Here is a 20372-nt window from a genome sequence, read left to right on the forward strand (position 1 = left end):
CATGACCTCGACACTACCGACAATGCTCACCGTGCAGGAAGCGGCCGTGCTGCTGTGCCGTCCCGCCCGCACGATGCACCGCCAGATCGCTGCTGACGATTTCGACCTGCCGTGCTCGAAGAAACCCCCGAGGGTGCAGACGAAGGCGGCGCTGACGCTGGCCGGGCTGTCCCGTACGGAGGCCGCCCACATGCTCGAAGTGCACGAGGAGGAGGCGGCATGAGCGACGTCACCGACTACCAGCGCAGCAAGACCAACCACCCTACCGGCAGGCACCGCCGCGTGTCCGGCTGCATGGGGGAGCGGTCCGCGGACCCCCGCCACACCCCGTACCGGGATGGCTGCATCGGACACCTCGACCCCCAGCGTGACGCCGCGCCCGGATCGTTCCCCTTCGAGGCGGTGCTGCTGATCGTCGGCGCTCTCGCCGTCGTCGCCCTCGTCATCGCACTGATCATCTCCCAGGCCGCGCACCTCGGCCTGGGCCTCACTGGCGTGGCAGTCGTCGCTGTCATCGCTTTCGCCATCCACACCGTCAAGGAGCACAACGCATGAGCATCACGATCACCGCTGACACTGTCGAGGAGGCTGTGGAGGTCCTCACCGCACTGACGGGCCAGCAGCAGACCCACCGCCTGGTGCCCGGCGCCGGGCTTCCGTGGTCCGGCATCAACACCCCGGACGCCCCGGAGGAGCCGCTCGAGGACATCGACAGCCTGCCGGAGGAGGAGCCCCGCTGCAAGCCGTGGACGAAGCGTGAGGCGCTTCAGGTGCAGCGCTGGGTGAACTCCGGTGTGACGCCCAAGGAGGCGGGGGATCGGGTCGGCCGGTCCGCCTCGTCGGTGAAGAACAAGCTCCGTTGGATGGAGCAGCGCCAGCGCGACCTGCTGCACCTGAAAACCCCGGAGGCCGACCAGTGACCGCGGACTACCGGGTCGGCGTCGCCCGGGAGATCGGCCTGTACCTCGTCAACGCGAGCCGCCGCATGGCGAACCTCGAACAGTTGTCCCACCTGCCGGACGCCCGGCCGAAGTCGCGGAACATCGCGGAGTTCGCCATCAAGGCTGCCCGGCAGACGGCGAAGGAAGCGGACCTGTGGCGGTTCTTCGCTGCCGCAGACAAGACAGCGTGCCGGGGTGAGGTCCGCATGACGCAGATGCATGTGAAGGACGCCCTCGCACGAATCACCACACACCTCGAGGAGGTAGAAGCATGACCACGATGAAGGAACTGCTCGCGCAGCGCAACAGCCAGGCACAGCGCCTGGTGATGCAGTCAGCCGTGATGAAGCGGCTGAAGGAGATCCACGATGCTGACCGGGCATCGATGGTGGAGGACATGGACCGGGGCGACAAGGTCACCGCCCGATCTGGTGACCAGTCCCTCGGCACGGTGTCGTACTCCGACCCGAAGCCGAAGGCACGGGTGACGGACAAGGCCGCATTGATGGGCCATGTCGCCGGCGAGGCGCCGGACAAGATCGGCCTGCGGGTCACGGACATGGATGCTGCTCTGGCGGTGTTGGAGGAGCATGCGCCGGAGTTGGTGGAGGCTGCTCTGTCGCCGCAGGTTGAGGCGGAGTATCTCCGTGCTGCGGAGAAGGGTGATTCGGTGCCGGGGGTTGAGGTGTCGGTGGGTAAGCCGGTGTTGTCGATTCGTCCGGCGCAGGCGGGGAAGGATGCGGCGGCGGAGTTGGTGGCGGGGACGCCGCAGCTTGCACTGTCTGAGGGGAGCGACGATGAGTGAGAACTCGAACAAGATGCGCCAGGTCCTCGGCTTCTTCTGGCCGGGCACGGAGGGCGCGCACACCCCGGGCGGATTCGTGGATGCCCTGATCCGGGCTGTGTGCAAGGCCGACACGAAGAACCAGGCGCTCCTGTCGATGGGGTTCCCGGCGGTCGTGTGGGCGGTCCAGCAGGCGAAGAATCACCCGGATGGTCGGGCACTGATCCTCACGGAGATCGAGAATGAGGAAGGAGGCCCGCTGTGAACCAGCCCCAGTACCAGACCCGCCGGCCGACTGGTCAGGTGTCCTGGCCCATCATCATCCTCGCTGGAGTCGAGGGCTCAGGGAAAACCTGGGCCGCAGCGGAAGCCACCGGCGCGGAGTTCATCGACCGGGCGTTCTTCCTCGAGGTGGGGGAGCGCATGGCTGACGAGTACGGCACTGTCCCCGGTGCCGACTACGAGGTCATTGAGCACGACGGCACCTGGGGTCAGATCCTCGGCGCCGCCAGGTGGGCCGCACAGCGGTCGCCCGCGCCGGGCAAGGCGAACATGCTGATCGTGGACTCAGTCACCGAAGTGTGGACCCTCCTGTCAGATGTCGCCCAGCACATGGCGAACGACCGGGCGCGCCGGAAGAACCGGGGCAACGGCGGGGACGCGCAGATCACGATGGACCTGTGGAATCAGGCGAAGGATGCCCTCGCGGACTTCCTCGGCGCCCTGCGGTCCTTCCCCGGCCCGGTGATCCTCACCGCCCGCCTCGACAACGTGTCGGTGGTGGAGGGCGGTAAGCCGACCGGGGAGCACGTGTGGAAGATCCGAGCGGAGAAGAACCTGCCGTACCAGGCGACGGTGATCTGCCAGGCGCGGGCACCGCGGGATTGGATGCTGACGAAGATCGCGTCCACGCGGATGCAGTTGCCGCCGGGTGGGGAGTTGAAGATCGGCCCGGAGTTCAAGGTCACTGATCTGCTCGAGCAGATGGGTGTGACGGACGGGTCGGCCGGCGCGAGCACGTACGTCCGTCCGTCGCCGGATGGGACGCCGCACCACTCTCAGGCGCAGCGTCAGGCAGCACGGCAGGCCGCTGAGGGGTTCCTGGACCGGTGCCGCGACATTGTTGACCGTGAGGAACTCCTCGCCATGCAGGGCGAGGCTAAGCGGCTCGGTGTCTACGACCAGTGGGTGGAGATCGGGAAGGAACTGGCGGTGAACGCTGATCGTGCGGAGCGTCGTGAGGAGTCTGATCCGGAGACGGTGGATGCGGAGGTGGTGACCGATGACGGCGCCGGATCGGCATCCGCTTAACCCCGTCGAAGCGGAGGGCGCGGTGTGGAAGTTCGGCCAGGATCTCGCCCGGGGTATCCGCATCGTGTCTGATGCGGAGAAGCGGGCGGTGGACGCACAGCGCGCCTACGACCGTGCCCGCGCCGCAGCGCAGCTTGCCGCTGACGGGAAGACCGTCGCGGATCGGGACGCGCAGGTGGAGCTGGCGACATCTGATGAGCGGGATGCCCGGGATGTGGCGTCACTGGCGTTCGCGGATGCGAAGCGGACGATGAAGATGCTGGAGACCCGGAGCAGTGGTGCTCAGTCGATCCTGAAGTCTCTGATGCAGGCGTATGCCACGGCGGGGACGGGGGAGCGATGAGCAAGAAGCGCATGCCCCCGGAGGTCGCGGAAGCGGTCATCGACCGGGCCGATGGGTGGTGTGAAGCCCTTATCCCGAGCGTGTGCACCGGGGCACCGGAGCAGCTGCATCACCGTCAGTTGCGGAAGCAGGGCGGGGAGCACACGACCGACAACCTGGTCGCCATCTGCGCGTCCTGTCACTCGTGGATTCATGCTCACCCGCGGTGGGCGTACCGGGCTGGCCTGCTGGTCAAGTCGTTCAACACCCCGGTGTTCCCGCCGGCGTTCTACCGCGGAGTCATGAGAGAGGAGGAGGAAGAATGAGCAGCATCATCAATTTCCCGGCAGCGTCGGATCCGATCCAGCTGGACTCCCAGCTTCCGGGAGGAGAATGGGGGTTCGACAAGTTCGCGCCCGTCACTGAAGAAGGCGATGAGACCGCCGACCTGGCAGATGAGCCAATCGATCCTGCTGGTACCTGCGCGAGGATGGGTCTCACGCTCGGATCGTTTGTCGCCTTCGAGAGCTTCATCATGGAGATCGACGGATTCACGGTTGACTCTGTAGGGAACGAGCAAGTTGTGGTCAGTATGGGGTGTGGAGGGGTCGCACTCGACTACCACCTCATCTGCCGGCCGGAGATCCTGGAACCGGTGACAACCTGGAAGTTCCGAGGTGCTACCGCGCCACATCGTGTCGGGTCAATCATCCCTGACGAGGGCCAATGGCTGTACGTCATTCGGGATTCCCGGCAGGAGATCATCTACATCGGCATCAGCGTCAACGCTCCGACCCGATGGACTCAACATCAGGCCGACAAGCCGTGGTTCGAGAAGGCGGCATTCTTCGAGCGGATCTGGTTCCCTACGCGGGACGCTGTCGAAGCTGCGGAGGAGTACCTGATCGGGATGTTCCGTCCGCCGTACAACACGGTCCACAACCCTGACAAGAGGCCGCGAAGGGCGTCGGGAGGTGTGGCTGGTGGGGAAGATTCGGACAATCAAGCCTGAGTTCTTCACTTCTCCCGACACTGAGAGTGCGTCGATGGAGGCGCGCCTGTTCTTCATCGCCATGTGGTGCTGGGCGGACGACTACGGGGTGGGCGAGACGAACCTTCTCGGGCTCCGGGCGTTCGCCTTTCCCGAGGAAGATCCTTACCTCTGCAAGGAAGTTCATAGCCTCTGCAAGGAAGTTGCGGACGCGTACGGAGTGCGGTTCTACCGGGTCAACCGGAGGGCCTATTACCAGATCCTTACCTGGGACTCACATCAGAAGACGCAGCGAAGGGCGAAAGACAAGAACCCTCACTACGACGACCCGAACGCGCAGGCAGACGAAAGATTCCACGGCCAGCAAGGAACTTCAGAGCATGAGCAAGGAAGTTCAGAGCGCCTGCAAGGAAACTGCATAGACGGAAATGGAAATGGAAGGGGAAATGGAAACGGAAGGGGAACTACTTCGCCCCCCGACGCTCCGCGCCGGCCGGCGCGAGAGCCAGACCAATTCCCCGCCCTCTCGAAGCTGAAGAAGGCCAACGGCCGCTACGAGTACCCCACCCCATTCAAGGACTGGTGGCGCACCTACCCCAAGCACAAGAACGGCTCCATGTCCGAGGCCTACACCGAATGGCAGAAGGCCGTGAAGGACATTGACCCAGACACGCTCCTGGACCTCACCGCCCGATTCGCGGCCAACCCCGGCGCCTCCGACGCGAACTTCATCCTCGACGCGGAGCGATGGCTGAAACGCCGAAAGTGGGAAACCGTCGAAGAGACCGACCACGAGGTAACCCCCCGGCATGAACCGTCCGACAACACGCCGGCCGCATGGGGGATGTCCCCCGAAGCGGCAGCGGAACTCGGACTCGACTGGGGCTCCCCGCCCCAGGGCGGCGTCGTTGACGCGGAGATCGTGGATATCAGCATCGAAAGGGAGATCGGCGCATGAGTTCATTCACCTGGACGGACATCGCGTCGATGATCCTCATCGAGGTGCGCAACACCTACAGCAACGGCCGGAAACCCGATGACAGCATCACCGAGTCGTGGGCGCGGGCGCTTGAACGGTCGAAGTGCGTGTACCCCGCCACCGCGTGGCGTGAGGCGGTCACCGCTTGGGCCTCCACGCACTCCGACCCGCCAACCCCGCACGACATCATCGTCACCGCGAAGTTGGTCGTGGCGCACTGGGAGACGATCCCGGAGCAGCGTGACCACCTCAACGACTTCCGGCGCCAGAGATTGGCGGCGAAGTTCGGCTCCGCCTACGGCGCCCACGAATCCTTGCAGGAGGGCACCACGGGGCAGGTGGCGATCGGCCCGGGAGGGACGCCGGAGGGTGCCCGCAAGTTCATTCGTGAGGTCGAGGCCAGGGCACGCGCCCGGAAGATCGCAGAAGCAAATCAACTAGAGCCGGGAGATTCCCGGCAGGAAGGGGCCTGACATGCGTGCAGAGCTCGAGAACGTGAAGGTATTTGTCCCGAAGCAGGGGCAGAATGCCGGTCAACCGGTGGTCATGAAGACCGCGAAGTCGTCCGGGAATCAGTACGCCGAGTTCACCGTGATGGAGTCCTCGTCGCGGAAGGACCAGAACCAGCAGTGGGAGAACGGTCCGACGAAGTTCGTCCGGTGTCGGGTCCATGGCTACGCCGCGCAGGACGTGTACGCCGCGTTGATGGGCGGCACGGATCGGGTGAACGTGACCGGCGAGATGGAGCACTTCATCTGGCAGTCGCAGAACGGGCCGAAGGAGACCTGGGACATCGGGTTTGCGAGGGTGTCGCTGCCGGTGCCGAGGTCGCAGCAGGGCGGCGGGAACTTCGGCGGTCAGTCCCAGCAGCAGTCGGACGCGTGGAACTCGGCGCCGCAGTCGGGTGGTTTCCCGGGCGCCGAGCCGGAGCCGCCGTTCTGACGCCCTGATCCACCCTCTCCTACACAATCCCTCACCCAACCCCCCAACGTCGCTGTGCGGCCCTCCTGGGGGCCGTTACGGCCACCCAGGAAAGGAACACCGCCATGCGAATCCCCGCAACCATCACCCAACCCCACCTCCGACCCGACAAGGCACACCCCGGTGACGCCGGAATCGACCTCCGCGCTGCGGAAGCCGGAGTGCTCGAACCCGGGCGCCGGGCGCTGATCCCCACCGGCCTGAAACTCGCGCTCCCGCACGGGTGGGAAGCACAGGTCCGACCCCGATCCGGCCTCGCACTCCACCACGGCATCACAGTCCTCAACAGTCCCGGCACCATCGATGCGGGCTATCACGGCGAGATCTGCGTCATCGCCATCAACCTCGACCCCGAAACCCCGTGGGCGTGGGAGGAGGGCGACAGGATCGCGCAGTTGGTCATTAAGCAGGTGCCGCACAGTGTCCTCGACATCGGCGACGCCCTCCCGGACCGCACCAGCCGCGGCGTCAACGGCTTCGGGTCAACGGGGGTGTCGGCATGACCGCCACAGACCCCTGGGACATTGCCGGCGCCGACGGCCCCACCATCGTCCGACACCTGAAAGACGAAGGCTGGCAGGGCAAGCAGATCGCCGCCGCCTGCGATGTCCGCGAGGGCACGATCAGCAACACTCTCACCGGCCGGAAGCAGTGCTCCCCGGAGACCACTCGCCGCCTGCAGAAACTCTGGTGCCGCACACACGGTCTGCCGGAGCCCGATGTGGACCCCCGGCCGGTACCCGCATGGCTGCTGGACGCGATGTGGGCGGTGGCGAAGGACACGCAACGCCGCATGTTCCCCTCCCTGCCCCGCGAGATCAGGAACGCATCACTCCTGGAAGCGGACCGCGCCCCGGTCGAACCGGTCGCGGACATCACCGGCCTGCCCCTGGCCCGCATCAAAACCCTGATGAGTGTCAGTCGGCATGACAGGGGTGCGGCACCGCAGACAACACCGCAGGAGATCGACCTGATCTGCTGCCGACTGGGGGTCTTCAACCGCGACTACTACCGGATCCCGGCATGAGCACGGCTGGACAGCAACAGCGTGCGCTGCATGAGTACCCGATGCCCGCCCGGTCGCAGGAGCAGGCGAGGCAGGACGCGTTCTGGATCACGAGTCGCCTGGGTGTGCCGGAAGCATGCCGCAGGCTCGGGGTGAAACCACACCTCCTCGCCGGGATGTGCACCGGAATGCCGATCCCACCCAGGTGGCGGAGGTTCCTGCACACGGCGGTGGTGATGCTCGGTGACTGACCTGGTGCTGTTGCCGATGGATCGTCGTTGCCTGCTGGAGATCGCCCGCACGGGCACGACAGATCGCCCGTGGCTCGCCCGCGACCTCGTCGACAAGGGACTGGTGCTGCCCGCCTGCCACGACAAGCCCGGCCACGTCTGCACCGAGACCACGTGCGACGGCCATTGGCGCTGGGTGCTCACCGACCAGGGCCGCACCATCGCCGCCCTCCTAGACCCCACCCTCGACGACTGGTCACTCACCGGCCAGATGGAGATACCCCTGTGACTCACTTCTTCGTGGAGGGAACCCCACGACCACAAGGCTCGAAAAGACCCGTAGGGCGCGGCAGAAGCATCGAAGCATCCAAGTACCTACCCGGCTGGCGAAAGGCCGTCACAGCGGCTGCTAGGGCCGCGCACGACGGCCCCCCGCTCGACGGGCCGGTCACCGTCACTGCTGTCTTCGTGTTCCCCCGGGCGAAAGCCCTGAAGGACAAACCCGCCCCACCGCACACCAGCGCCCCGGACGCTGACAAGACAGCCCGCGCCGTGGGCGATGCGCTCACGGCTGCCGAGGTGTTCCACGACGACGCCCAGATCAACACCTGGCACATCCACAAGCGACGCGCCGAACCGGGGGAGACCCCGGGCGCGCACATCACGATCGAAAGGACCATCTAATGCCCGCCTACTACGATTTCCCCGACAACGTGCAGGTCGCTGACATCAGCCTGCACCTCACCCCCGCCTCGGCCCAGGCCGTGCAGCACCTCGCCTGCTCTTCCCGCCTCGACGGCCGGAACAAGTCCGACACGGTCGACGGCCGGATCGAAGACCTCCGCAAGGCCATCCACTTCATCGAGATGGAGATCAACCGCCTGCAGCCCGACCCGGACCCGGAGCCGGCCGAGGAGTCGGACCCGGATGCGTTCCTCGCGTTCGACGCCGCCCTCGACGACCTCGCCGCCACCCCGGTCCCACTGCTGCCGCCCGCGCAGCTGGCCGCGGCCCTGTCGATCCTCGACATGCTGCGGGGTGAAGCATGAGCAGGAAGATCAGCCGCCCGCGCCGCAACATCACCTGCACCAGGTGCGGCCGGAAGACGTCGACCACCTACCCGGCGGACCAGGGTGACCTGTGCCTGCCGTGTCGTGCCCGGGGGAAGAACCTCGCCACGAGCGTCCCGGACCGGACGACGCCCGGCCCTGTGCCGAAGATCGGCACCCGGTCGAAGCATGACCTCGACCAGTGGCTCGCGGACGGTGGTGCCGCATGAGCACCCCGATGGACTTCGTGCACATCCCCGACCCGGTCCGTGACCGGATCCGCCGCATGGTGGACCGGGAGATCCGCATGGGGGAGGGGCACTGCTCCGGCGCCCACGTTGGGCCGGGGGTGCAGATCGTCGCCGCACAGACCCGCCTCACCGAATCCAAGGTCCAGTCGATCGTCTCCGGAAAGCGCCCCACCATGCAGGTCGATGATCTGGACCGCCTGATCCTCACCCTCGGCATGCAAGGCGACGTGTCCCCGATGGATGGCGGGTGGGTGAACCATGCCTGACCGCTACCACGACGGTGCCCTCCGGGACTGGGAGGTGACCCTGACGGTCACCGTCCCCGCCGCGACGAGTGAGGGCGCGATCCACAAGGCCATCGACACGCTCGGCATCGGCTACGGCGGCTACCTCGACGCCGCTGACGCGGTGGAAGCGAGGCCCGCATGAGAATCCCCGAGCCGGGCGAGCCCCGCACCTGCCACTGCAAACGGTGCGATGAGACCGCGCCCGCCTGCGACACCTGCGGCATGGAAATGGCCGGCGACCCGTGGGAGGGCTACCACTGCCCCGACTGCGAGGAGACAGCATGAGCACCCGCTGGCTCACCGGACACAACCGAAAGGCAAAAGCATGACCCGCACCATCGACAATCAGCCCGCCGTGCAGATCGGCTGGACTATCGCCACGATCTGGCCCGACCGCATCGACCAGAAGAACCTGCCCGACCGCTCCGTCAAGACCCTCCGCAGGCACGTGCGCCGCCGGGCACGCCGCGGCGGCATCGTCACCGTCTGGGACCTCCTGGTCCGCGCCGACGGAAAGGTCGTGATCGCATGATCACCCCAGACCAGGCACAGACCCTCCTCGACGGAGCAACCCCCGGACCGTGGAAGAAGCGCCGCGACCGGGACGGGACGCCGATCGCCGTCGTCGTCTCCGCTGGCCCCACCGACCGGCACCACATCATGACCGCCGAACCTGCGTGCTCGGAGGAGCGGGCGCAGGCTGACACGGGCCTGATCGCCGCTGCCCCGGCCCTGGCGCAGACCATCGCCGGGATGAAGACCGAGTACGCGGTGCAGACCAAGGAGGGCAGTCTGACGCAGCTCTACTACGGGCGCGACCTCGTGTGGACCGACACCAAGCTCACCGCCGAGCAGGTCGCCCACGAGATCGGCGGCACCGTCGTCCGCCGGTACGTCACCGCCCCGGAGGTGGTCGACGGTGAGTGACCCGCAGATCATCCGCACCGTGGAGGAGCTGGAAGCCCTCGACCGTGGCGCTGTACTGATGGGCACTCCGTGGCACGGCATCTTTACTGCTCACACCATCTCCGCCGACGACCTTCCCGCCGTGGTCGTCGCCACAGGCCCCCAGGTCCGCGCCGCCCGCCAAGCCCTCAAGGAGGCAACAGAATGAGCATCGTCACCGCACTGTTCGCACTCGGCCTTGCCCTCACCATCGCCGCCGGAATCACGACCTTCCTCGCCGTCATCAACTACCTGACGATGATGGAGTGCGGCGACCGGGGGGATCGCCAACGGGCGGGGCGGTTCCTCGTCACCGTGGTCAGCATTCTCTGCGTCGGAGTGTTCCTGATCGGCCTGACCGCACAGGAGGCCACCGCATGACCATCGCAGCCATGATCCTCGCCGCCGCCGCCATGGCCGGGTGCATCGTCCTCGGCGTGGTGGTGGACGTGCTGCGGCGTGATGTGCGCCGCCACGAAGACCTCATCATCGAAACCGACGACCGGCACGACATCGGCATCGAAAACGACCAGCGGATTGAGTCCATCGTCCGCCGGGTCCACCCCGAGGTGATGCGCCCCGAATCGTGCTGCGGAGCGTGCCCGCCCGTTGCCCTGTCCGCCGCCCCGTCGCATGGTCGGACCCGTGGAGGTGGAGGAAGGTGAGTGCCTCAGTGTCTGCGGATTCTTGTGATCGAGGTTGGAACACAGGTCGATCGCGCCGAGCGTTGCGCGCACGGTTGGAAAGGTGTAACGTCGTTTCCTGGTTACAGTTTTCGATGCGTTAATCCCTCCCGATAGTCAAGGAGGAATCAAATTCGCGGAAGTTGTTTTAAGGATGCGATTTGATTCAATCTGAAACATTTCGGTCGACCCGGAGTACGGCGACTGCCTCTCCGCTCTCAAAGAAGGGAATGTTATGATCAACGGCACCGTAAAGTGGTTTAACTCGGAAAAGGGATTTGGCTTCATTGCCCCCGACGACGGCGGCTCTGACGTTTTTGTCCACTACTCCGAGATTCAGGGCGGTGGATTCCGCAACCTCGAGGAAAACCAGAAGGTCACCTACGAGGTCGAGCAGGGCGACCGAGGCCCTGCTGCCGTCTCTGTAAACGCTGCGTAGTAGCACCCCCGAAAACCCCTGCCGATCCGCTCGTCGAACGGTGGGGGTTTTCTTGTGCTCGAAGCACCTCCCGCCATAGCCCCGCCACTGTGCCCAGATTCGCTGCAGTATGTAACACTTCGGTAACAGTTTGACCAGATGGCGGCGCCGAACCAGCCGAGCTTCCTAGCATGGAAGGTGCTCTTAACCCACCTAGAAGAGAGGGGTCCAATCATGGGACTCGAAGACAAGACCAAGAACTCCGCCGAAAATCTCGGAGGCAAGGCCAAGGAAGTTGCCGGCGATGCCACCGACAACGACCAGCTCAAGGGTGAAGGCAAAGCTGACCAGGCCAAGGCCAGCGTCAAGGACGCAGTCGAGAAAGCCAAAGACAAGATCTCCGAAGGTATCAACAAGATCACCGGAAACTAGATCACTCTTCAAGCGAGGAGCTCAAGAAATGACTGACGTGTCACCGAAAAAAGACCGCAAGCGTAGCTCTTTCGGCCTCGTCGCCACGACAGCCTTCGTAGTTCTCCTGGCAGTTGTGCTGGCCATCCTCATCGGCCAGAACACTGACCAGGTGGACATGGGCTTCCTCGGGTGGAGCGTCGCATTCCCCCTATCAGTCGGGCTACTCGTCGCAGCTATCGGAGGTGTCCTCATCGCTTTCGGCGTGTCGGCCCTCGTCGCTCTGCGACGCAGGAAGTGAACCAGATCGCCGATGCCCAAATGACCCGCATCGGCCGAACAGATAGAGAAAGAAGGGCTCGAGTTGCACAATGACATTCTCATCCTCGCAGCGGGTTCAGCCCCGCCGCTCGGATTCATCGGCTGGATCATCATCGGCGGCCTCGCCGGATGGATCGGGTCGAAAATCATGAAGACCGACGCGTCGATGGGCATCGTGCTCAACATCGTCGTCGGTGTCATCGGAGGATTCCTCGGTGGCTGGCTCCTCACCCTGTTCGGCGTCGATGTTGCCGGCAGTGGCTGGATCTTCAGCTTCCTCACCTGCCTCCTCGGCGCAGTGATCCTCCTGTGGATCGTCGGACTGGTGACGCGAAAGCGCTAACGCCAGGCTCCGACCTCAGCCCCCACCTGCATGCAAGAACGTTGCGGTGGGGGCTCACTTATGCCCGAATTCCCGACCACCCCAGCCCCGCCACCGTGCGGGGCTTCTTCCATGAAGGAGGGGAAATGATCGAGTACGAGCAGTTGGACCAGACCATGCTCGCCATGATGGAGATCTACCGCCGGCAAGTCACCGACCTGAAAACCAACCTAGCCAACGCGGAGCAGGAATCCGAGGGGTTGAGGCACTCCCAGCAGCAATCCGAAACCTTCAGGAGGGAAGCAGAAACGAAGGCCGACCACTTCCGACTGAAATGGCTCGAAGAGGAAACCAAGACGAAGAAACTGCAGGGCATCATCGAGTCACTGAAGATCGAACTGCAGGACGCCCGGGCAGACGCCACCGAAGCCAAGGAACACCACGAGGAAAACCAGTGACCCCAGACGACCTCCGACTCCTCCTCCGGCGCCTCGCGGGCCTCACCGGAACACTCCTCGACGACCTCGACGACAGTGCCCTCCCCGCCGCCAGCTACAGCGGCAACGAGGGAGCGGCACCGAAGGGAGGCAAGAGCAAGCCCCCCGTACCCATCGCAGACCTCGACTACATCGTCACTGACGTGGAACCCCGTATCCGCGGCTGGTGCCAGAACCTCGTCGCCACCGCACACCTCACCGGATACCCTGCCGGCGCCCGCGTGAACATCCTTGTCGCCTGGCTCTCACGCCACCGCGAAACCCTCCTCGCACAAGACTGGGCACAGGACTGCACCGACGAACTCGCCGACCTCACCGCAGAACTCGCCGCCAGACTCCACCCAGCACAACCCGACCGGCCCCTACTCCCGGACTTCGCCACCGCCGACGAGATCGCCAAAGCTACCGGCCGAACCCCCGCCGGCGTGCAGAAGTGGTGCCAGCGAAACCACGTCGAATCGTGGACCGTCGCAGGCGTGAAGCAGTACAAGACCAGCCAGGTGAAATACAAGAACCGCAAGGTCAGCGGGTAGATTACCAAAAATGTCCAGACGTGATGTACAATCGCCTTAGCGCTACGCGACCCCGGCGGACTCCAATCAAGGAGACCGACCGGGGTTTTTGCGTGCGCCAACCCCGGCCGCACATCTGGCGGTGACACGACCGGGGCCCTTTCGGGATGTTGTGGTGACTCGTCCGGCGAAGCATCGGCGACGGGTGTTGCTCCCCGCCGATGCTGACCCGCATCAGCCACCACACACCGGTTCGTGGTCCAGTGACCACCGCAGCCCGCCACTACAGTGGCACCCCCTCCTGTCGGACCCTGACGCTGCGACAGCCCGGACCAACACCGGGACGAACCACACAGACCCTCTAGACAACGCGACCCACCCTCTAATGTCAGACACGCAGGGCAATCCAGCCCCGCAGAATCGACAGGAGAATAAGTGGCGAAGAAGATCCACTACCCAATCCACAAGCACGACGATCCGGTCCTCGCAGAACGGATCGACATCAGGACATGGGACATCGAGGGAAGCGTGGACGACGAAAGGCTCTCCGCGCAGCCGGCCTTCACAATGTTCTACGAAGTGACGCCGCGAGTCCGCGATGACTGGAAAGACCGGCAGGCACGATCTGCCGCGGACCCGAACGCCTTGGTCGCTGCCGGAACGCACCGCCTCGAGATCATCCGAAACAAGGACAGCCTCGACAGCTTCTGGGAACAGCACCCCGACTGCACTATCTACGAGACGCAGTTCGGCGGAGCCTTCCGCAAGGGCGACCTACCGTTCCACTGGGGTGGGGTCATGGAACCCGGGCAGGGCATCCCGATGGATGAAGAGCACGCCGTCTACTGGTTCCCCTACTTCGGAGCGGTGCCGGTGAGTGACTAGGAGGTGACGGGCCGATGGCACTGAAGATCGTGATCGGCCCTCCCGCCGCAGGGAAGAGCACCTACATCCGGGAGCACCGGAAACCCGGCGACATCACCATCGACTACGACGTGCTCGCCAACGCCCTATCCGGTCTCGCACCCGCGAACCACGAGCACACCACTGCGGTGAAGAAGATCACCAAGGCAGCACGGGACGCGGCGATACGTGAGGCCCAGAAGCACGCCACCAACACAGATGTGTGGATCATCCACTCCACACCCGCGCAGTCCACCCTCGACCGCTACAAGCGCGAGGGAGCACAGATCCACGTAGTCGACCCAGGCAAAGACATCGTCATGCACCGCATCAAGCACGAGCGACCCGGCCACATGCACGCCGTCGCCGCACGCTGGTACCAACAGCAAGACGAACAGATGAAGCCGAAACAGGCACACGAACGCGGATACGACTGGAACCACCGCCGCAACCGCCAACGCCTCCTCTACAACCTCGTAGACGGCACACCATGCCCCTTCTGCGGCAAACCACTCCACAAGAACCCCGCACAGAACTTCGACGGCGCCGCCCTCGAGGCCGACCACACACGAGACCTCAAGCACCACGGCCAGAACCCCGCCGACCGCCTACTCCACCGCACCTGCAACCGCAGCCGAGGAGACGGCCACGACGAGCGCTCACCACTACGGGAGAACGCCACGACCCGGGAGGGAAAGCCGGAGGCCCCCACCGGGTGGGACTGGCTCGGGTAGTAGACCTGCTGCACGGCGGGCTTCGAACCTGCTGCACACCGAGATTGAAAATCAGAAAACCTCAGAATCTTGGAGGGGTAGGCCCGGCCACTCGGCCCCGCCGCCCCACTGAGTGGCAATTTTATTCAGGGTCGTAAAAGTTATGCATCTGGTATGCGGTCAATATGCGTGTGAGGAGGGCCTGTGAGCTGGGAAGAGGGCGACGAATTCGATGTTGGCGGCCGGGAACTCTCCGCGTCGTTGTCGTTGTCGGATGATGATGGTCCGACGCGGGCACTGATCGTGGAGGCGTGCCGGGCGAAGGATCGTCTGGATCGGCTCCACAGGATCGTCCGGGGCGACGTTGATACGTGGACGCGGGTGTTCACCGGGGAGGGCGAGCTGGTTCTGAAGATGGATACTGCGGTGTCTGAGGTTCGGCAGCTTTCGACAGTGTTCCGGCAGTTGCTCACGGAGATTCAGAGGAGGCAGGGCGATGGTCGAGGAGGTGAAGAGGAGGACGGACTCGCTGGTCTCTGATGTGGTCGCTGAGGAGTGGCCGACGTTGGAGGGCCGGCAGGAGCCAGAGGTTCTGATATCTGCCGGTTCGGGTGGGGAGCATGGGGAGAAGGCGATTGAGCTTGCTCGCCGGTTCGGGATCCGTCTGATGCCGTGGCAGGAGCAGCAGGTGCGCCTGTCGCTTGCGACTGATGGTGAGGGCCACTGGTTGCATCAGGATGTGGTGCTGATCTGCCCGCGGCAGAACGGCAAGTCCCTGATCCTCGAGGTCGTGATCTTGTACCGGATGTTCGTCCTGCATCAGAAGATCATCTTCACGGCGCAGCGGTGGGCTACGGCGAAGTCGATCCGTAACCGACTGTGGAAGCGGATCAAGTCGCGGAAGTGGGCGGCGCGTCGGCTGACGCGGAATACGGCGTCGGCGGGTGAGGCTGAGATGGAAACGTCTGACGGTGCGAAGATCCAGTTCACTACGCGGTCGAACGATATGGGTCGTGGTTTCGATCAGGTGGATCTGTTGCTGCTGGATGAGGCGTACAACCTCGAGTCCGGTGAGCTGGACTCTTTGGCTCCTATCCAGTTGGCGTCGCCGGATCCGCAGACGTACTACACGTCGTCGGCGGTGAATCAGGCGGATCATCCGAAGGGGATGAACTTGTCTCGGGTTCGGGAGAAGGCTCTTGCGGGTGAGGCTGAGGGGATGTTGTACAGCGAGTTCCGGGCGCCGGAGGGTGCGGACCCGGATGATCCGGAGACGTGGAAGTTGGCGAACCCTTCCTATGGTGTGGTGGCGACGGAGAAGAAGGTCCGGTCGCTGCGGTCGAAGCTGACGGAGATTGGTTTCGGCGTGGAGATGCTGGGCTGGGGTGAGTGGTTCGTCACGGTTGGTGATGAGTCGCATGACTTCGTTCTGGATCCGGCGGCCTGGTCGGCTGCCACGGCGTCATATCCGATTCAGGGTGTGCCGGCGTGCTTGGGTGCGGCGGTCGCCCCGGCGGGCGAGGGTGTTGCCCTGGTCCTTGCGGTGCGCACTGATCGTGGCGTGCACCTGTCTCTGGGGCCGGTGGAGGAGTTCGACCGGCAGGCGGTGGTCACTGCGGTGAAGGCGACGGTGGATGCGGTTGATCCGTGTGCGGTGGTGCTGGATCCGAAGGGGCCGGCGTCGACGATCATTGACCCGTTGGAGAAGGCGGAGATCGAGCCGGAGTGCTTGTCGTGGCCGAAGGTGGTGGCGGCGACTGAGCTGCTGATGACATTGTTCGCTGAGGGGTCGCTGACGCATGATGCTGACCCCAGGTGGGCGGAGGCTGCGGAGGTTGCTGAGTTCCGGCCGGGGACTGAGCGGGGTCGAGCGTTCAAGGAAGTGCAGCCGGTCGTGTCTGTGCTTGTCGCGGCAGCGTTCGCGGCGTGGGGGTTGACCGAGTTCGGCATCCCGGATGATCCGGGTGATGTGAAGATGACGAGGAGGTTCGTGGGGCATGTGGAATCCGTTTCGGCCGCGCCAGTCGCGGCAGCAGCATCGGCACTCGCCTTCTGATCTCGTGCAGACAGTGGACTCGGAGATCGGGCACGCACTGTCATCGCCTGCCGGTAGGACGGCGGAGGACAACTGGGATCTACGGTTCCCCCGGTCCACTGAGGTATTCGCGAAGATGGGCCGGGAGGATGCTCAGGTCACGTCGATCCTGAAGGCGATTGATCTTCCGATTCAGCGTGCGGACTGGCGGCTGGATCCGAATGGGGCGCCGCCTGAGGTTGTGGCCCTGGTGGCGGATGATCTTCGTCTGCCGGTGTTGGGTGAGGATCCGCATGAGCCGGTGGGTCGGCGGCGTGGTCGGGTGTCGTGGTCGGAGCATCTGCAGCAGGTGCTTCTTGCTCTGCAGTACGGGTGCATGTTCTTCGAGCAGGTGTATACGCCGGGTTCGGATGGGCGGATGCATCTGAGGAAGTTGGCTCCGCGGTTCCCGGGCAGTCTGTCGAAGGTCAACGTCGCTGTCGATGGTGGTCTCGAGTCGATCGAGCAGCCGGGTGTGTCGGTGGGGAAGGCGCGGGCGTCGGCTGTGGTGATCCCCGTGGATCGACTGGTGGCGTACGTCCACTCGCCGACGGACACCTCGTGGACCGGCACGTCAGTACTGAGACCGGCGTACAAGCATTGGCGACTGCGTGACCAGATGCTCAGGCTTGAGGCGCAGGTTCTCGAGCGCAACGGCATGGGCGTCCCGATCTATGAGGGTTCCCAGCTGACGAACGACCCGGAGTCGGATCTGAAGCGCGGGCAGAAACTCGCGGAGGGGATCCGCGCTGGGCAGTTCGCTGGTGGCGCCGTCCCGGCTGGGGCGAAGCTGAACATTCAGGGCGTGTCTGGTCAGCTCGTCAGCCCGCGGGAGGCTATTGCTTACCACGATTCGCAGATGGCTAAGGCGGTGCTGGCGCACTTCCTGAACCTAGAGGGCAAGGGTGGTTCCTACGCGCTCGCGGAGACGCAGTCGGATCTGTTCATCCAGTCCCTGCAGACCATCGCGGATTGGATCGCGGACACTGCCACCCAGCATGTGGTGGAGGATCTGGTGGACATGGCGTTCCCCGGGTATGAGGGTGTCGCCCCGCGGGTTGTGGTGGATCCGATCGCCAGCAAGAAGGAGCTGACGGCGGATGATCTTTCGAAGCTGACGAGTGGTGACAAGCCGGTGATCCAGTCTGACAAGGATCTCGAGGAGCACATCCGACGGACGTTCTCCCTGCCGGCTAAGCGACCGCTGAAGGAGGCGGTGAAGGATGGGTCGACCCCGCCGCCGGATGACAAGAAGAAGTCGATGGACCCTGACGAGATGAACAAGCTCGTGACCGCCGCGACGGGGTTGTTCCGGGCTGGATTTGATCCGCAGGCATCCCTTGCCGCGGTTGGTCTTCCTCCGGTGAAGCACACCGGCAAGGAGCCGGTGACGGTCCGTGATCCGAAGCTGTCTGACGCTGAGGCGGAGAAGGCTGCTGCGGAGGCGGCGGAAGCTACTGGTGATGATCCCGGCGAGCCGCCGGGGGAGGAGGTGCAGGATGAGTGACCTGCTGATCTACGGGGAGATCGGCTGGGAGGTGCAGGCCGACCAGGTGGTCCGTGACATCACGGATGCTGACGGTGACCTCACCATCCGGGTGAACTCCCCTGGTGGGGATGTCTATCAGGGTCTCGCCATCATGAACGCTCTGCGTGCTCACGATGGGGTGGTCACCGCGGTGGTCGAGGGGCTGGCTGCTTCGGCGGCGTCGTTCATCGCCGTGGGCGGTGCGGACCGAGTCATCGTCCGACCGACTGCCGAGATCATGATCCACGAGGCCATGAGCTTCGTCGGTGGGAACGCGGACGAGATGCAGAAGGCGATCACGGACCTGGACCGCATCTCCGCGAACCTCGCCTCGATCTACGCCGAGAAGGCCGGCGGGGATCCGGGGGAGTGGCGCGACCAGATGAAGGCGGAGACATGGTTCTCCGCTCAGGAGGCCGTGGACGCCGGTCTGGCGGATGCGGTGGAGGACGGCCGGAAGCAGGACGCGGAGAAGCGTCCCGCGGCGCTGGGCCGGTCACCGGTCCTCGCATCGTTCCGGTACGCGGGTCGCCGGGCTGCCCCGGCGCCCACTGTCAACAGCCCTGCGGGGCGGAAGGAGGAGCGCATGAGTGCGCTTGCTGACCTGGCACGGGAAACCGGGCTGGACGAGAACACCATCCGGGCGGCTCTCGCCCGCGAGGTGAAGAACGAGGAACTGAAGGTCACGAACGTTGTGGACCTCACCTACCCGGAGGACATCGACGTTGTACCGACCGGGCAGGTCACGGTCGAACCGGAGGGCGAAGTTCCCGAGGGTGTCACCTTCGAGCTGACGGAGTCGCCGGAGGAGTGGGATGCGGAGGTCGATGAGACCACCGGCACGCTCACGGTGACTGCCCCGTCTTCGGTCGACCCTGGCGATTCGGCAGACTTCACGGTGGCTGTCTCCGGTGGCGATGAGCCGCTGGAACTGTCGGTCACGGTGACCGTCAAGGCCGCATCCGATGAGGGTTCCGAGGAGCCTTCTGAGCCGAACCCTGAGCCGGATCGGGTGACCCTGGACCGGGACACGTTCAACGAGCTGCAGCGAGCAGCCGCACTCGGCGCCGAAGCCTACAACAAGGCTCAGGAGGCCGAGCGCGTCGCCGAGGTGGACCAGTGGATCAAGGACGGCCGTATCAACGTCGCCCTCCGGTCCAAGGCCATCAAGGAGATGCACCGCGACCCGGAGGCCGCCCGGAAGAACTTCGGATCCAACCCGAAGAACACCATCCCCGTCCGGGAGATCGGCCACGGCCAGGACCGCGAGGACACCGAGACCGCCGCTCACGCTTCACTGCGTGACCGTGCGGCCCGGGCGAACCTCTTCCCGAAGCCGCGGCTCTAACCAACAACGAAACGGAGGGACATTATGTCCAACCCCACTTTCCGCACTGGTGACCTGACCCGCGAGGCGGGCGCACTGGTGGAGAAGTTCCACCTCGTCAAGACGGTGGACGGCAAGGTCCAGCACAACGACAAGGGCACTTTCCCGGCCGGCGCGGTCACTGAGTCCGCCGAGCCGGAGGGCACCCCGGAGGACAACGTCCTCAACCATGGTCTTCCCCGCTTCGTCCGGGTTCAGACCTCGCAGCGTGTCGTGAAGATCGCCACGAAGGATGACTTCACCCTCGACGGTGACGTGTTCGCCGCTGACGGTGGCGAGGTCGCGAAGTCCGGTTCCGTGAAGGTCGGCGTCGCCGCTTCCGCCACGGAGGGTGGCCTGGTGCGTGTGCACCTGTTCCACCCGTCTGTCCTCGCTGGCGGCGCTGCCGACAACGGTGGCGGAGCTGCTGAGGGGGAATAGGCGGCCCGCTGCCCCTGACCCTGGGGTAGCGGGCCTCACCGGCCCCAACCTGCACTGAACAACCCCCACCCTCCTCGCGAGGGGCGGGGGTTTTCGCATACCCAAA

At 64.9% G+C, this 20372-nt stretch carries 40 protein-coding genes; all 40 read left to right on the forward strand.

What is annotated here, in order from left to right:
• The first annotated feature begins 1 nt into the window (after window position 1).
• Complete coding sequence (locus FSW06_RS11955) at window positions 2-223, forward strand: hypothetical protein (protein WP_010120198.1); 222 nt, start codon at window positions 2-4, stop codon at window positions 221-223.
• On the forward strand, window positions 220-555 hold the full coding sequence (locus tag FSW06_RS11960; protein WP_010120197.1) for a hypothetical protein: 336 nt from the start codon (window positions 220-222) through the stop codon (window positions 553-555). Before FSW06_RS11955 ends, FSW06_RS11960 begins: the two co-directional genes overlap by 4 nt.
• A complete protein-coding gene (locus FSW06_RS11965) occupies window positions 552-920 on the forward strand; it encodes a hypothetical protein (protein WP_010120196.1) in 369 nt (122 codons plus the stop codon). The genes FSW06_RS11960 and FSW06_RS11965 overlap by 4 nt, the downstream gene beginning before the upstream one ends.
• Window positions 917-1216 (forward strand): hypothetical protein, encoded by a 300-nt coding sequence (locus FSW06_RS11970; RefSeq protein ID WP_010120195.1) that lies wholly within the window; start codon window positions 917-919, stop codon window positions 1214-1216. Before FSW06_RS11965 ends, FSW06_RS11970 begins: the two co-directional genes overlap by 4 nt.
• Entirely contained in the window at window positions 1213-1746 is a 534-nt protein-coding gene (locus FSW06_RS11975; protein ID WP_010120194.1) for a hypothetical protein, read from the forward strand. The genes FSW06_RS11970 and FSW06_RS11975 overlap by 4 nt, the downstream gene beginning before the upstream one ends.
• Window positions 1739-1990 carry a hypothetical protein gene (locus tag FSW06_RS11980; RefSeq protein WP_010120193.1) on the forward strand — a complete coding sequence of 84 codons (252 nt, stop codon included), beginning with the start codon at window positions 1739-1741 and terminating at the stop codon, window positions 1988-1990. The genes FSW06_RS11975 and FSW06_RS11980 overlap by 8 nt, the downstream gene beginning before the upstream one ends.
• Entirely contained in the window at window positions 1987-3036 is a 1050-nt protein-coding gene (locus FSW06_RS11985; RefSeq protein ID WP_010120192.1) for an AAA family ATPase, read from the forward strand. Before FSW06_RS11980 ends, FSW06_RS11985 begins: the two co-directional genes overlap by 4 nt.
• Window positions 3008-3379 carry a hypothetical protein gene (locus FSW06_RS11990; RefSeq protein ID WP_010120191.1) on the forward strand — a complete coding sequence of 124 codons (372 nt, stop codon included), beginning with the start codon at window positions 3008-3010 and terminating at the stop codon, window positions 3377-3379. The genes FSW06_RS11985 and FSW06_RS11990 overlap by 29 nt, the downstream gene beginning before the upstream one ends.
• On the forward strand, window positions 3376-3684 hold the full coding sequence (locus FSW06_RS11995; RefSeq protein WP_010120190.1) for an HNH endonuclease: 309 nt from the start codon (window positions 3376-3378) through the stop codon (window positions 3682-3684). Before FSW06_RS11990 ends, FSW06_RS11995 begins: the two co-directional genes overlap by 4 nt.
• A complete protein-coding gene (locus FSW06_RS12000; RefSeq protein WP_010120189.1) occupies window positions 3681-4370 on the forward strand; it encodes a GIY-YIG nuclease family protein in 690 nt (229 codons plus the stop codon). Before FSW06_RS11995 ends, FSW06_RS12000 begins: the two co-directional genes overlap by 4 nt.
• Window positions 4342-5307 carry a hypothetical protein gene (locus FSW06_RS12005; protein ID WP_139024454.1) on the forward strand — a complete coding sequence of 322 codons (966 nt, stop codon included), beginning with the start codon at window positions 4342-4344 and terminating at the stop codon, window positions 5305-5307. Before FSW06_RS12000 ends, FSW06_RS12005 begins: the two co-directional genes overlap by 29 nt.
• On the forward strand, window positions 5304-5801 hold the full coding sequence (locus tag FSW06_RS12010; RefSeq protein ID WP_010120187.1) for a hypothetical protein: 498 nt from the start codon (window positions 5304-5306) through the stop codon (window positions 5799-5801). The genes FSW06_RS12005 and FSW06_RS12010 overlap by 4 nt, the downstream gene beginning before the upstream one ends.
• Window position 5802: 1 nt before the next feature.
• The gene (locus FSW06_RS12015; protein ID WP_010120186.1) at window positions 5803-6270 is read left to right on the forward strand and encodes a single-stranded DNA-binding protein; all 468 of its coding nucleotides are present in this window, start codon (window positions 5803-5805) and stop codon (window positions 6268-6270) included.
• A 104-nt stretch (window positions 6271-6374) separates the two neighbouring features.
• A complete protein-coding gene (gene dut, locus FSW06_RS12020; protein ID WP_010120185.1) occupies window positions 6375-6812 on the forward strand; it encodes a dUTP diphosphatase in 438 nt (145 codons plus the stop codon).
• Entirely contained in the window at window positions 6809-7336 is a 528-nt protein-coding gene (locus FSW06_RS12025) for a hypothetical protein (protein ID WP_010120184.1), read from the forward strand. The genes dut and FSW06_RS12025 overlap by 4 nt, the downstream gene beginning before the upstream one ends.
• 246 nt (window positions 7337-7582) lie before the next feature.
• Entirely contained in the window at window positions 7583-7834 is a 252-nt protein-coding gene (locus FSW06_RS14585; RefSeq protein WP_158005212.1) for a hypothetical protein, read from the forward strand.
• Between the two features lie 11 nt (window positions 7835-7845).
• Window positions 7846-8229: a RusA family crossover junction endodeoxyribonuclease gene (locus FSW06_RS14590; protein ID WP_238525951.1), complete on the forward strand. Its 384-nt coding sequence runs from the start codon at window positions 7846-7848 to the stop codon at window positions 8227-8229.
• On the forward strand, window positions 8229-8594 hold the full coding sequence (locus tag FSW06_RS12035; RefSeq protein ID WP_010120180.1) for a hypothetical protein: 366 nt from the start codon (window positions 8229-8231) through the stop codon (window positions 8592-8594). Before FSW06_RS14590 ends, FSW06_RS12035 begins: the two co-directional genes overlap by 1 nt.
• Entirely contained in the window at window positions 8591-8824 is a 234-nt protein-coding gene (locus tag FSW06_RS12040) for a hypothetical protein (RefSeq protein ID WP_010120179.1), read from the forward strand. The genes FSW06_RS12035 and FSW06_RS12040 overlap by 4 nt, the downstream gene beginning before the upstream one ends.
• Window positions 8821-9111, forward strand: coding sequence for a hypothetical protein (locus tag FSW06_RS12045; RefSeq protein ID WP_010120178.1), 291 nt, complete (start codon window positions 8821-8823; stop codon window positions 9109-9111). Before FSW06_RS12040 ends, FSW06_RS12045 begins: the two co-directional genes overlap by 4 nt.
• Window positions 9104-9274, forward strand: a complete 171-nt coding sequence (locus tag FSW06_RS14595) for a hypothetical protein (RefSeq protein ID WP_010120177.1) — start codon at window positions 9104-9106, stop codon at window positions 9272-9274. Before FSW06_RS12045 ends, FSW06_RS14595 begins: the two co-directional genes overlap by 8 nt.
• Window positions 9271-9417: a hypothetical protein gene (locus FSW06_RS14600; protein ID WP_158005211.1), complete on the forward strand. Its 147-nt coding sequence runs from the start codon at window positions 9271-9273 to the stop codon at window positions 9415-9417. The genes FSW06_RS14595 and FSW06_RS14600 overlap by 4 nt, the downstream gene beginning before the upstream one ends.
• 40 nt (window positions 9418-9457) lie before the next feature.
• Entirely contained in the window at window positions 9458-9664 is a 207-nt protein-coding gene (locus FSW06_RS12050; RefSeq protein WP_010120176.1) for a hypothetical protein, read from the forward strand.
• A complete protein-coding gene (locus FSW06_RS12055; RefSeq protein WP_010120175.1) occupies window positions 9661-10059 on the forward strand; it encodes a hypothetical protein in 399 nt (132 codons plus the stop codon). The genes FSW06_RS12050 and FSW06_RS12055 overlap by 4 nt, the downstream gene beginning before the upstream one ends.
• Window positions 10052-10246, forward strand: a complete 195-nt coding sequence (locus FSW06_RS12060) for a hypothetical protein (RefSeq protein WP_010120174.1) — start codon at window positions 10052-10054, stop codon at window positions 10244-10246. Before FSW06_RS12055 ends, FSW06_RS12060 begins: the two co-directional genes overlap by 8 nt.
• Entirely contained in the window at window positions 10243-10458 is a 216-nt protein-coding gene (locus tag FSW06_RS12065) for a hypothetical protein (RefSeq protein WP_010120173.1), read from the forward strand. Before FSW06_RS12060 ends, FSW06_RS12065 begins: the two co-directional genes overlap by 4 nt.
• Window positions 10455-10742: a hypothetical protein gene (locus FSW06_RS12070; protein WP_010120172.1), complete on the forward strand. Its 288-nt coding sequence runs from the start codon at window positions 10455-10457 to the stop codon at window positions 10740-10742. Before FSW06_RS12065 ends, FSW06_RS12070 begins: the two co-directional genes overlap by 4 nt.
• Window positions 10743-10995: 253 nt before the next feature.
• Window positions 10996-11199 (forward strand): cold-shock protein, encoded by a 204-nt coding sequence (locus tag FSW06_RS12075; protein ID WP_010120171.1) that lies wholly within the window; start codon window positions 10996-10998, stop codon window positions 11197-11199.
• Between the two features lie 213 nt (window positions 11200-11412).
• Window positions 11413-11610 carry a CsbD family protein gene (locus FSW06_RS12080; RefSeq protein WP_010120170.1) on the forward strand — a complete coding sequence of 66 codons (198 nt, stop codon included), beginning with the start codon at window positions 11413-11415 and terminating at the stop codon, window positions 11608-11610.
• Window positions 11611-11638: 28 nt separating this feature from the next.
• Window positions 11639-11890 (forward strand): lipopolysaccharide assembly protein LapA domain-containing protein, encoded by a 252-nt coding sequence (locus FSW06_RS12085; RefSeq protein WP_010120169.1) that lies wholly within the window; start codon window positions 11639-11641, stop codon window positions 11888-11890.
• A gap of 63 nt (window positions 11891-11953) precedes the next feature.
• Entirely contained in the window at window positions 11954-12253 is a 300-nt protein-coding gene (locus FSW06_RS12090) for a GlsB/YeaQ/YmgE family stress response membrane protein (protein ID WP_010120167.1), read from the forward strand.
• 125 nt (window positions 12254-12378) lie between these two features.
• Window positions 12379-12690, forward strand: coding sequence for a hypothetical protein (locus FSW06_RS12095; protein ID WP_010120165.1), 312 nt, complete (start codon window positions 12379-12381; stop codon window positions 12688-12690).
• Window positions 12687-13262, forward strand: a complete 576-nt coding sequence (locus FSW06_RS12100; RefSeq protein ID WP_010120164.1) for a hypothetical protein — start codon at window positions 12687-12689, stop codon at window positions 13260-13262. Before FSW06_RS12095 ends, FSW06_RS12100 begins: the two co-directional genes overlap by 4 nt.
• 414 nt (window positions 13263-13676) lie before the next feature.
• Entirely contained in the window at window positions 13677-14126 is a 450-nt protein-coding gene (locus FSW06_RS12105; RefSeq protein WP_010120162.1) for a hypothetical protein, read from the forward strand.
• A 14-nt stretch (window positions 14127-14140) separates the two neighbouring features.
• Window positions 14141-14878: an AAA family ATPase gene (locus FSW06_RS14815; RefSeq protein ID WP_010120161.1), complete on the forward strand. Its 738-nt coding sequence runs from the start codon at window positions 14141-14143 to the stop codon at window positions 14876-14878.
• 183 nt (window positions 14879-15061) lie between these two features.
• Window positions 15062-15397: a hypothetical protein gene (locus FSW06_RS12115; protein WP_010120159.1), complete on the forward strand. Its 336-nt coding sequence runs from the start codon at window positions 15062-15064 to the stop codon at window positions 15395-15397.
• Window positions 15354-16913, forward strand: a complete 1560-nt coding sequence (locus FSW06_RS12120) for a phage associated protein (RefSeq protein WP_010120157.1) — start codon at window positions 15354-15356, stop codon at window positions 16911-16913. Before FSW06_RS12115 ends, FSW06_RS12120 begins: the two co-directional genes overlap by 44 nt.
• Complete coding sequence (locus FSW06_RS12125) at window positions 16855-18438, forward strand: phage portal protein family protein (protein ID WP_010120156.1); 1584 nt, start codon at window positions 16855-16857, stop codon at window positions 18436-18438. The genes FSW06_RS12120 and FSW06_RS12125 overlap by 59 nt, the downstream gene beginning before the upstream one ends.
• Window positions 18431-19807 carry a head maturation protease, ClpP-related gene (locus FSW06_RS12130; protein ID WP_010120154.1) on the forward strand — a complete coding sequence of 459 codons (1377 nt, stop codon included), beginning with the start codon at window positions 18431-18433 and terminating at the stop codon, window positions 19805-19807. Before FSW06_RS12125 ends, FSW06_RS12130 begins: the two co-directional genes overlap by 8 nt.
• A gap of 24 nt (window positions 19808-19831) precedes the next feature.
• Window positions 19832-20266, forward strand: a complete 435-nt coding sequence (locus FSW06_RS12135; RefSeq protein ID WP_010120152.1) for a hypothetical protein — start codon at window positions 19832-19834, stop codon at window positions 20264-20266.
• Window positions 20267-20372: the final 106 nt, after the last annotated feature.

Source organism: Corynebacterium nuruki S6-4, assembly GCF_007970465.1.
GTDB classification, from domain to species: domain Bacteria; phylum Actinomycetota; class Actinomycetes; order Mycobacteriales; family Mycobacteriaceae; genus Corynebacterium; species Corynebacterium nuruki.

Coding starts and splice junctions, on each gene's coding strand:
- FSW06_RS11955 (WP_010120198.1), top strand. CDS start 2: ATGACCTCGACACTACCGACAATGCTCACCGTGCAGGAAGCGGCCGTG.
- FSW06_RS11960 (WP_010120197.1), top strand. CDS start 220: ATGAGCGACGTCACCGACTACCAGCGCAGCAAGACCAACCACCCTACC.
- FSW06_RS11965 (WP_010120196.1), top strand. CDS start 552: ATGAGCATCACGATCACCGCTGACACTGTCGAGGAGGCTGTGGAGGTC.
- FSW06_RS11975 (WP_010120194.1), top strand. CDS start 1,213: ATGACCACGATGAAGGAACTGCTCGCGCAGCGCAACAGCCAGGCACAG.
- FSW06_RS11980 (WP_010120193.1), top strand. CDS start 1,739: ATGAGTGAGAACTCGAACAAGATGCGCCAGGTCCTCGGCTTCTTCTGG.
- FSW06_RS11990 (WP_010120191.1), top strand. CDS start 3,008: ATGACGGCGCCGGATCGGCATCCGCTTAACCCCGTCGAAGCGGAGGGC.
- FSW06_RS11995 (WP_010120190.1), top strand. CDS start 3,376: ATGAGCAAGAAGCGCATGCCCCCGGAGGTCGCGGAAGCGGTCATCGAC.
- FSW06_RS12000 (WP_010120189.1), top strand. CDS start 3,681: ATGAGCAGCATCATCAATTTCCCGGCAGCGTCGGATCCGATCCAGCTG.
- FSW06_RS12010 (WP_010120187.1), top strand. CDS start 5,304: ATGAGTTCATTCACCTGGACGGACATCGCGTCGATGATCCTCATCGAG.
- FSW06_RS12015 (WP_010120186.1), top strand. CDS start 5,803: ATGCGTGCAGAGCTCGAGAACGTGAAGGTATTTGTCCCGAAGCAGGGG.
- dut (WP_010120185.1), top strand. CDS start 6,375: ATGCGAATCCCCGCAACCATCACCCAACCCCACCTCCGACCCGACAAG.
- FSW06_RS12025 (WP_010120184.1), top strand. CDS start 6,809: ATGACCGCCACAGACCCCTGGGACATTGCCGGCGCCGACGGCCCCACC.
- FSW06_RS14585 (WP_158005212.1), top strand. CDS start 7,583: ATGGATCGTCGTTGCCTGCTGGAGATCGCCCGCACGGGCACGACAGAT.
- FSW06_RS12035 (WP_010120180.1), top strand. CDS start 8,229: ATGCCCGCCTACTACGATTTCCCCGACAACGTGCAGGTCGCTGACATC.
- FSW06_RS12040 (WP_010120179.1), top strand. CDS start 8,591: ATGAGCAGGAAGATCAGCCGCCCGCGCCGCAACATCACCTGCACCAGG.
- FSW06_RS12045 (WP_010120178.1), top strand. CDS start 8,821: ATGAGCACCCCGATGGACTTCGTGCACATCCCCGACCCGGTCCGTGAC.
- FSW06_RS14595 (WP_010120177.1), top strand. CDS start 9,104: ATGCCTGACCGCTACCACGACGGTGCCCTCCGGGACTGGGAGGTGACC.
- FSW06_RS14600 (WP_158005211.1), top strand. CDS start 9,271: ATGAGAATCCCCGAGCCGGGCGAGCCCCGCACCTGCCACTGCAAACGG.
- FSW06_RS12050 (WP_010120176.1), top strand. CDS start 9,458: ATGACCCGCACCATCGACAATCAGCCCGCCGTGCAGATCGGCTGGACT.
- FSW06_RS12055 (WP_010120175.1), top strand. CDS start 9,661: ATGATCACCCCAGACCAGGCACAGACCCTCCTCGACGGAGCAACCCCC.
- FSW06_RS12065 (WP_010120173.1), top strand. CDS start 10,243: ATGAGCATCGTCACCGCACTGTTCGCACTCGGCCTTGCCCTCACCATC.
- FSW06_RS12070 (WP_010120172.1), top strand. CDS start 10,455: ATGACCATCGCAGCCATGATCCTCGCCGCCGCCGCCATGGCCGGGTGC.
- FSW06_RS12075 (WP_010120171.1), top strand. CDS start 10,996: ATGATCAACGGCACCGTAAAGTGGTTTAACTCGGAAAAGGGATTTGGC.
- FSW06_RS12080 (WP_010120170.1), top strand. CDS start 11,413: ATGGGACTCGAAGACAAGACCAAGAACTCCGCCGAAAATCTCGGAGGC.
- FSW06_RS12085 (WP_010120169.1), top strand. CDS start 11,639: ATGACTGACGTGTCACCGAAAAAAGACCGCAAGCGTAGCTCTTTCGGC.
- FSW06_RS12095 (WP_010120165.1), top strand. CDS start 12,379: ATGATCGAGTACGAGCAGTTGGACCAGACCATGCTCGCCATGATGGAG.
- FSW06_RS14815 (WP_010120161.1), top strand. CDS start 14,141: ATGGCACTGAAGATCGTGATCGGCCCTCCCGCCGCAGGGAAGAGCACC.
- FSW06_RS12120 (WP_010120157.1), top strand. CDS start 15,354: ATGGTCGAGGAGGTGAAGAGGAGGACGGACTCGCTGGTCTCTGATGTG.
- FSW06_RS12125 (WP_010120156.1), top strand. CDS start 16,855: ATGTGGAATCCGTTTCGGCCGCGCCAGTCGCGGCAGCAGCATCGGCAC.
- FSW06_RS12130 (WP_010120154.1), top strand. CDS start 18,431: ATGAGTGACCTGCTGATCTACGGGGAGATCGGCTGGGAGGTGCAGGCC.
- FSW06_RS12135 (WP_010120152.1), top strand. CDS start 19,832: ATGTCCAACCCCACTTTCCGCACTGGTGACCTGACCCGCGAGGCGGGC.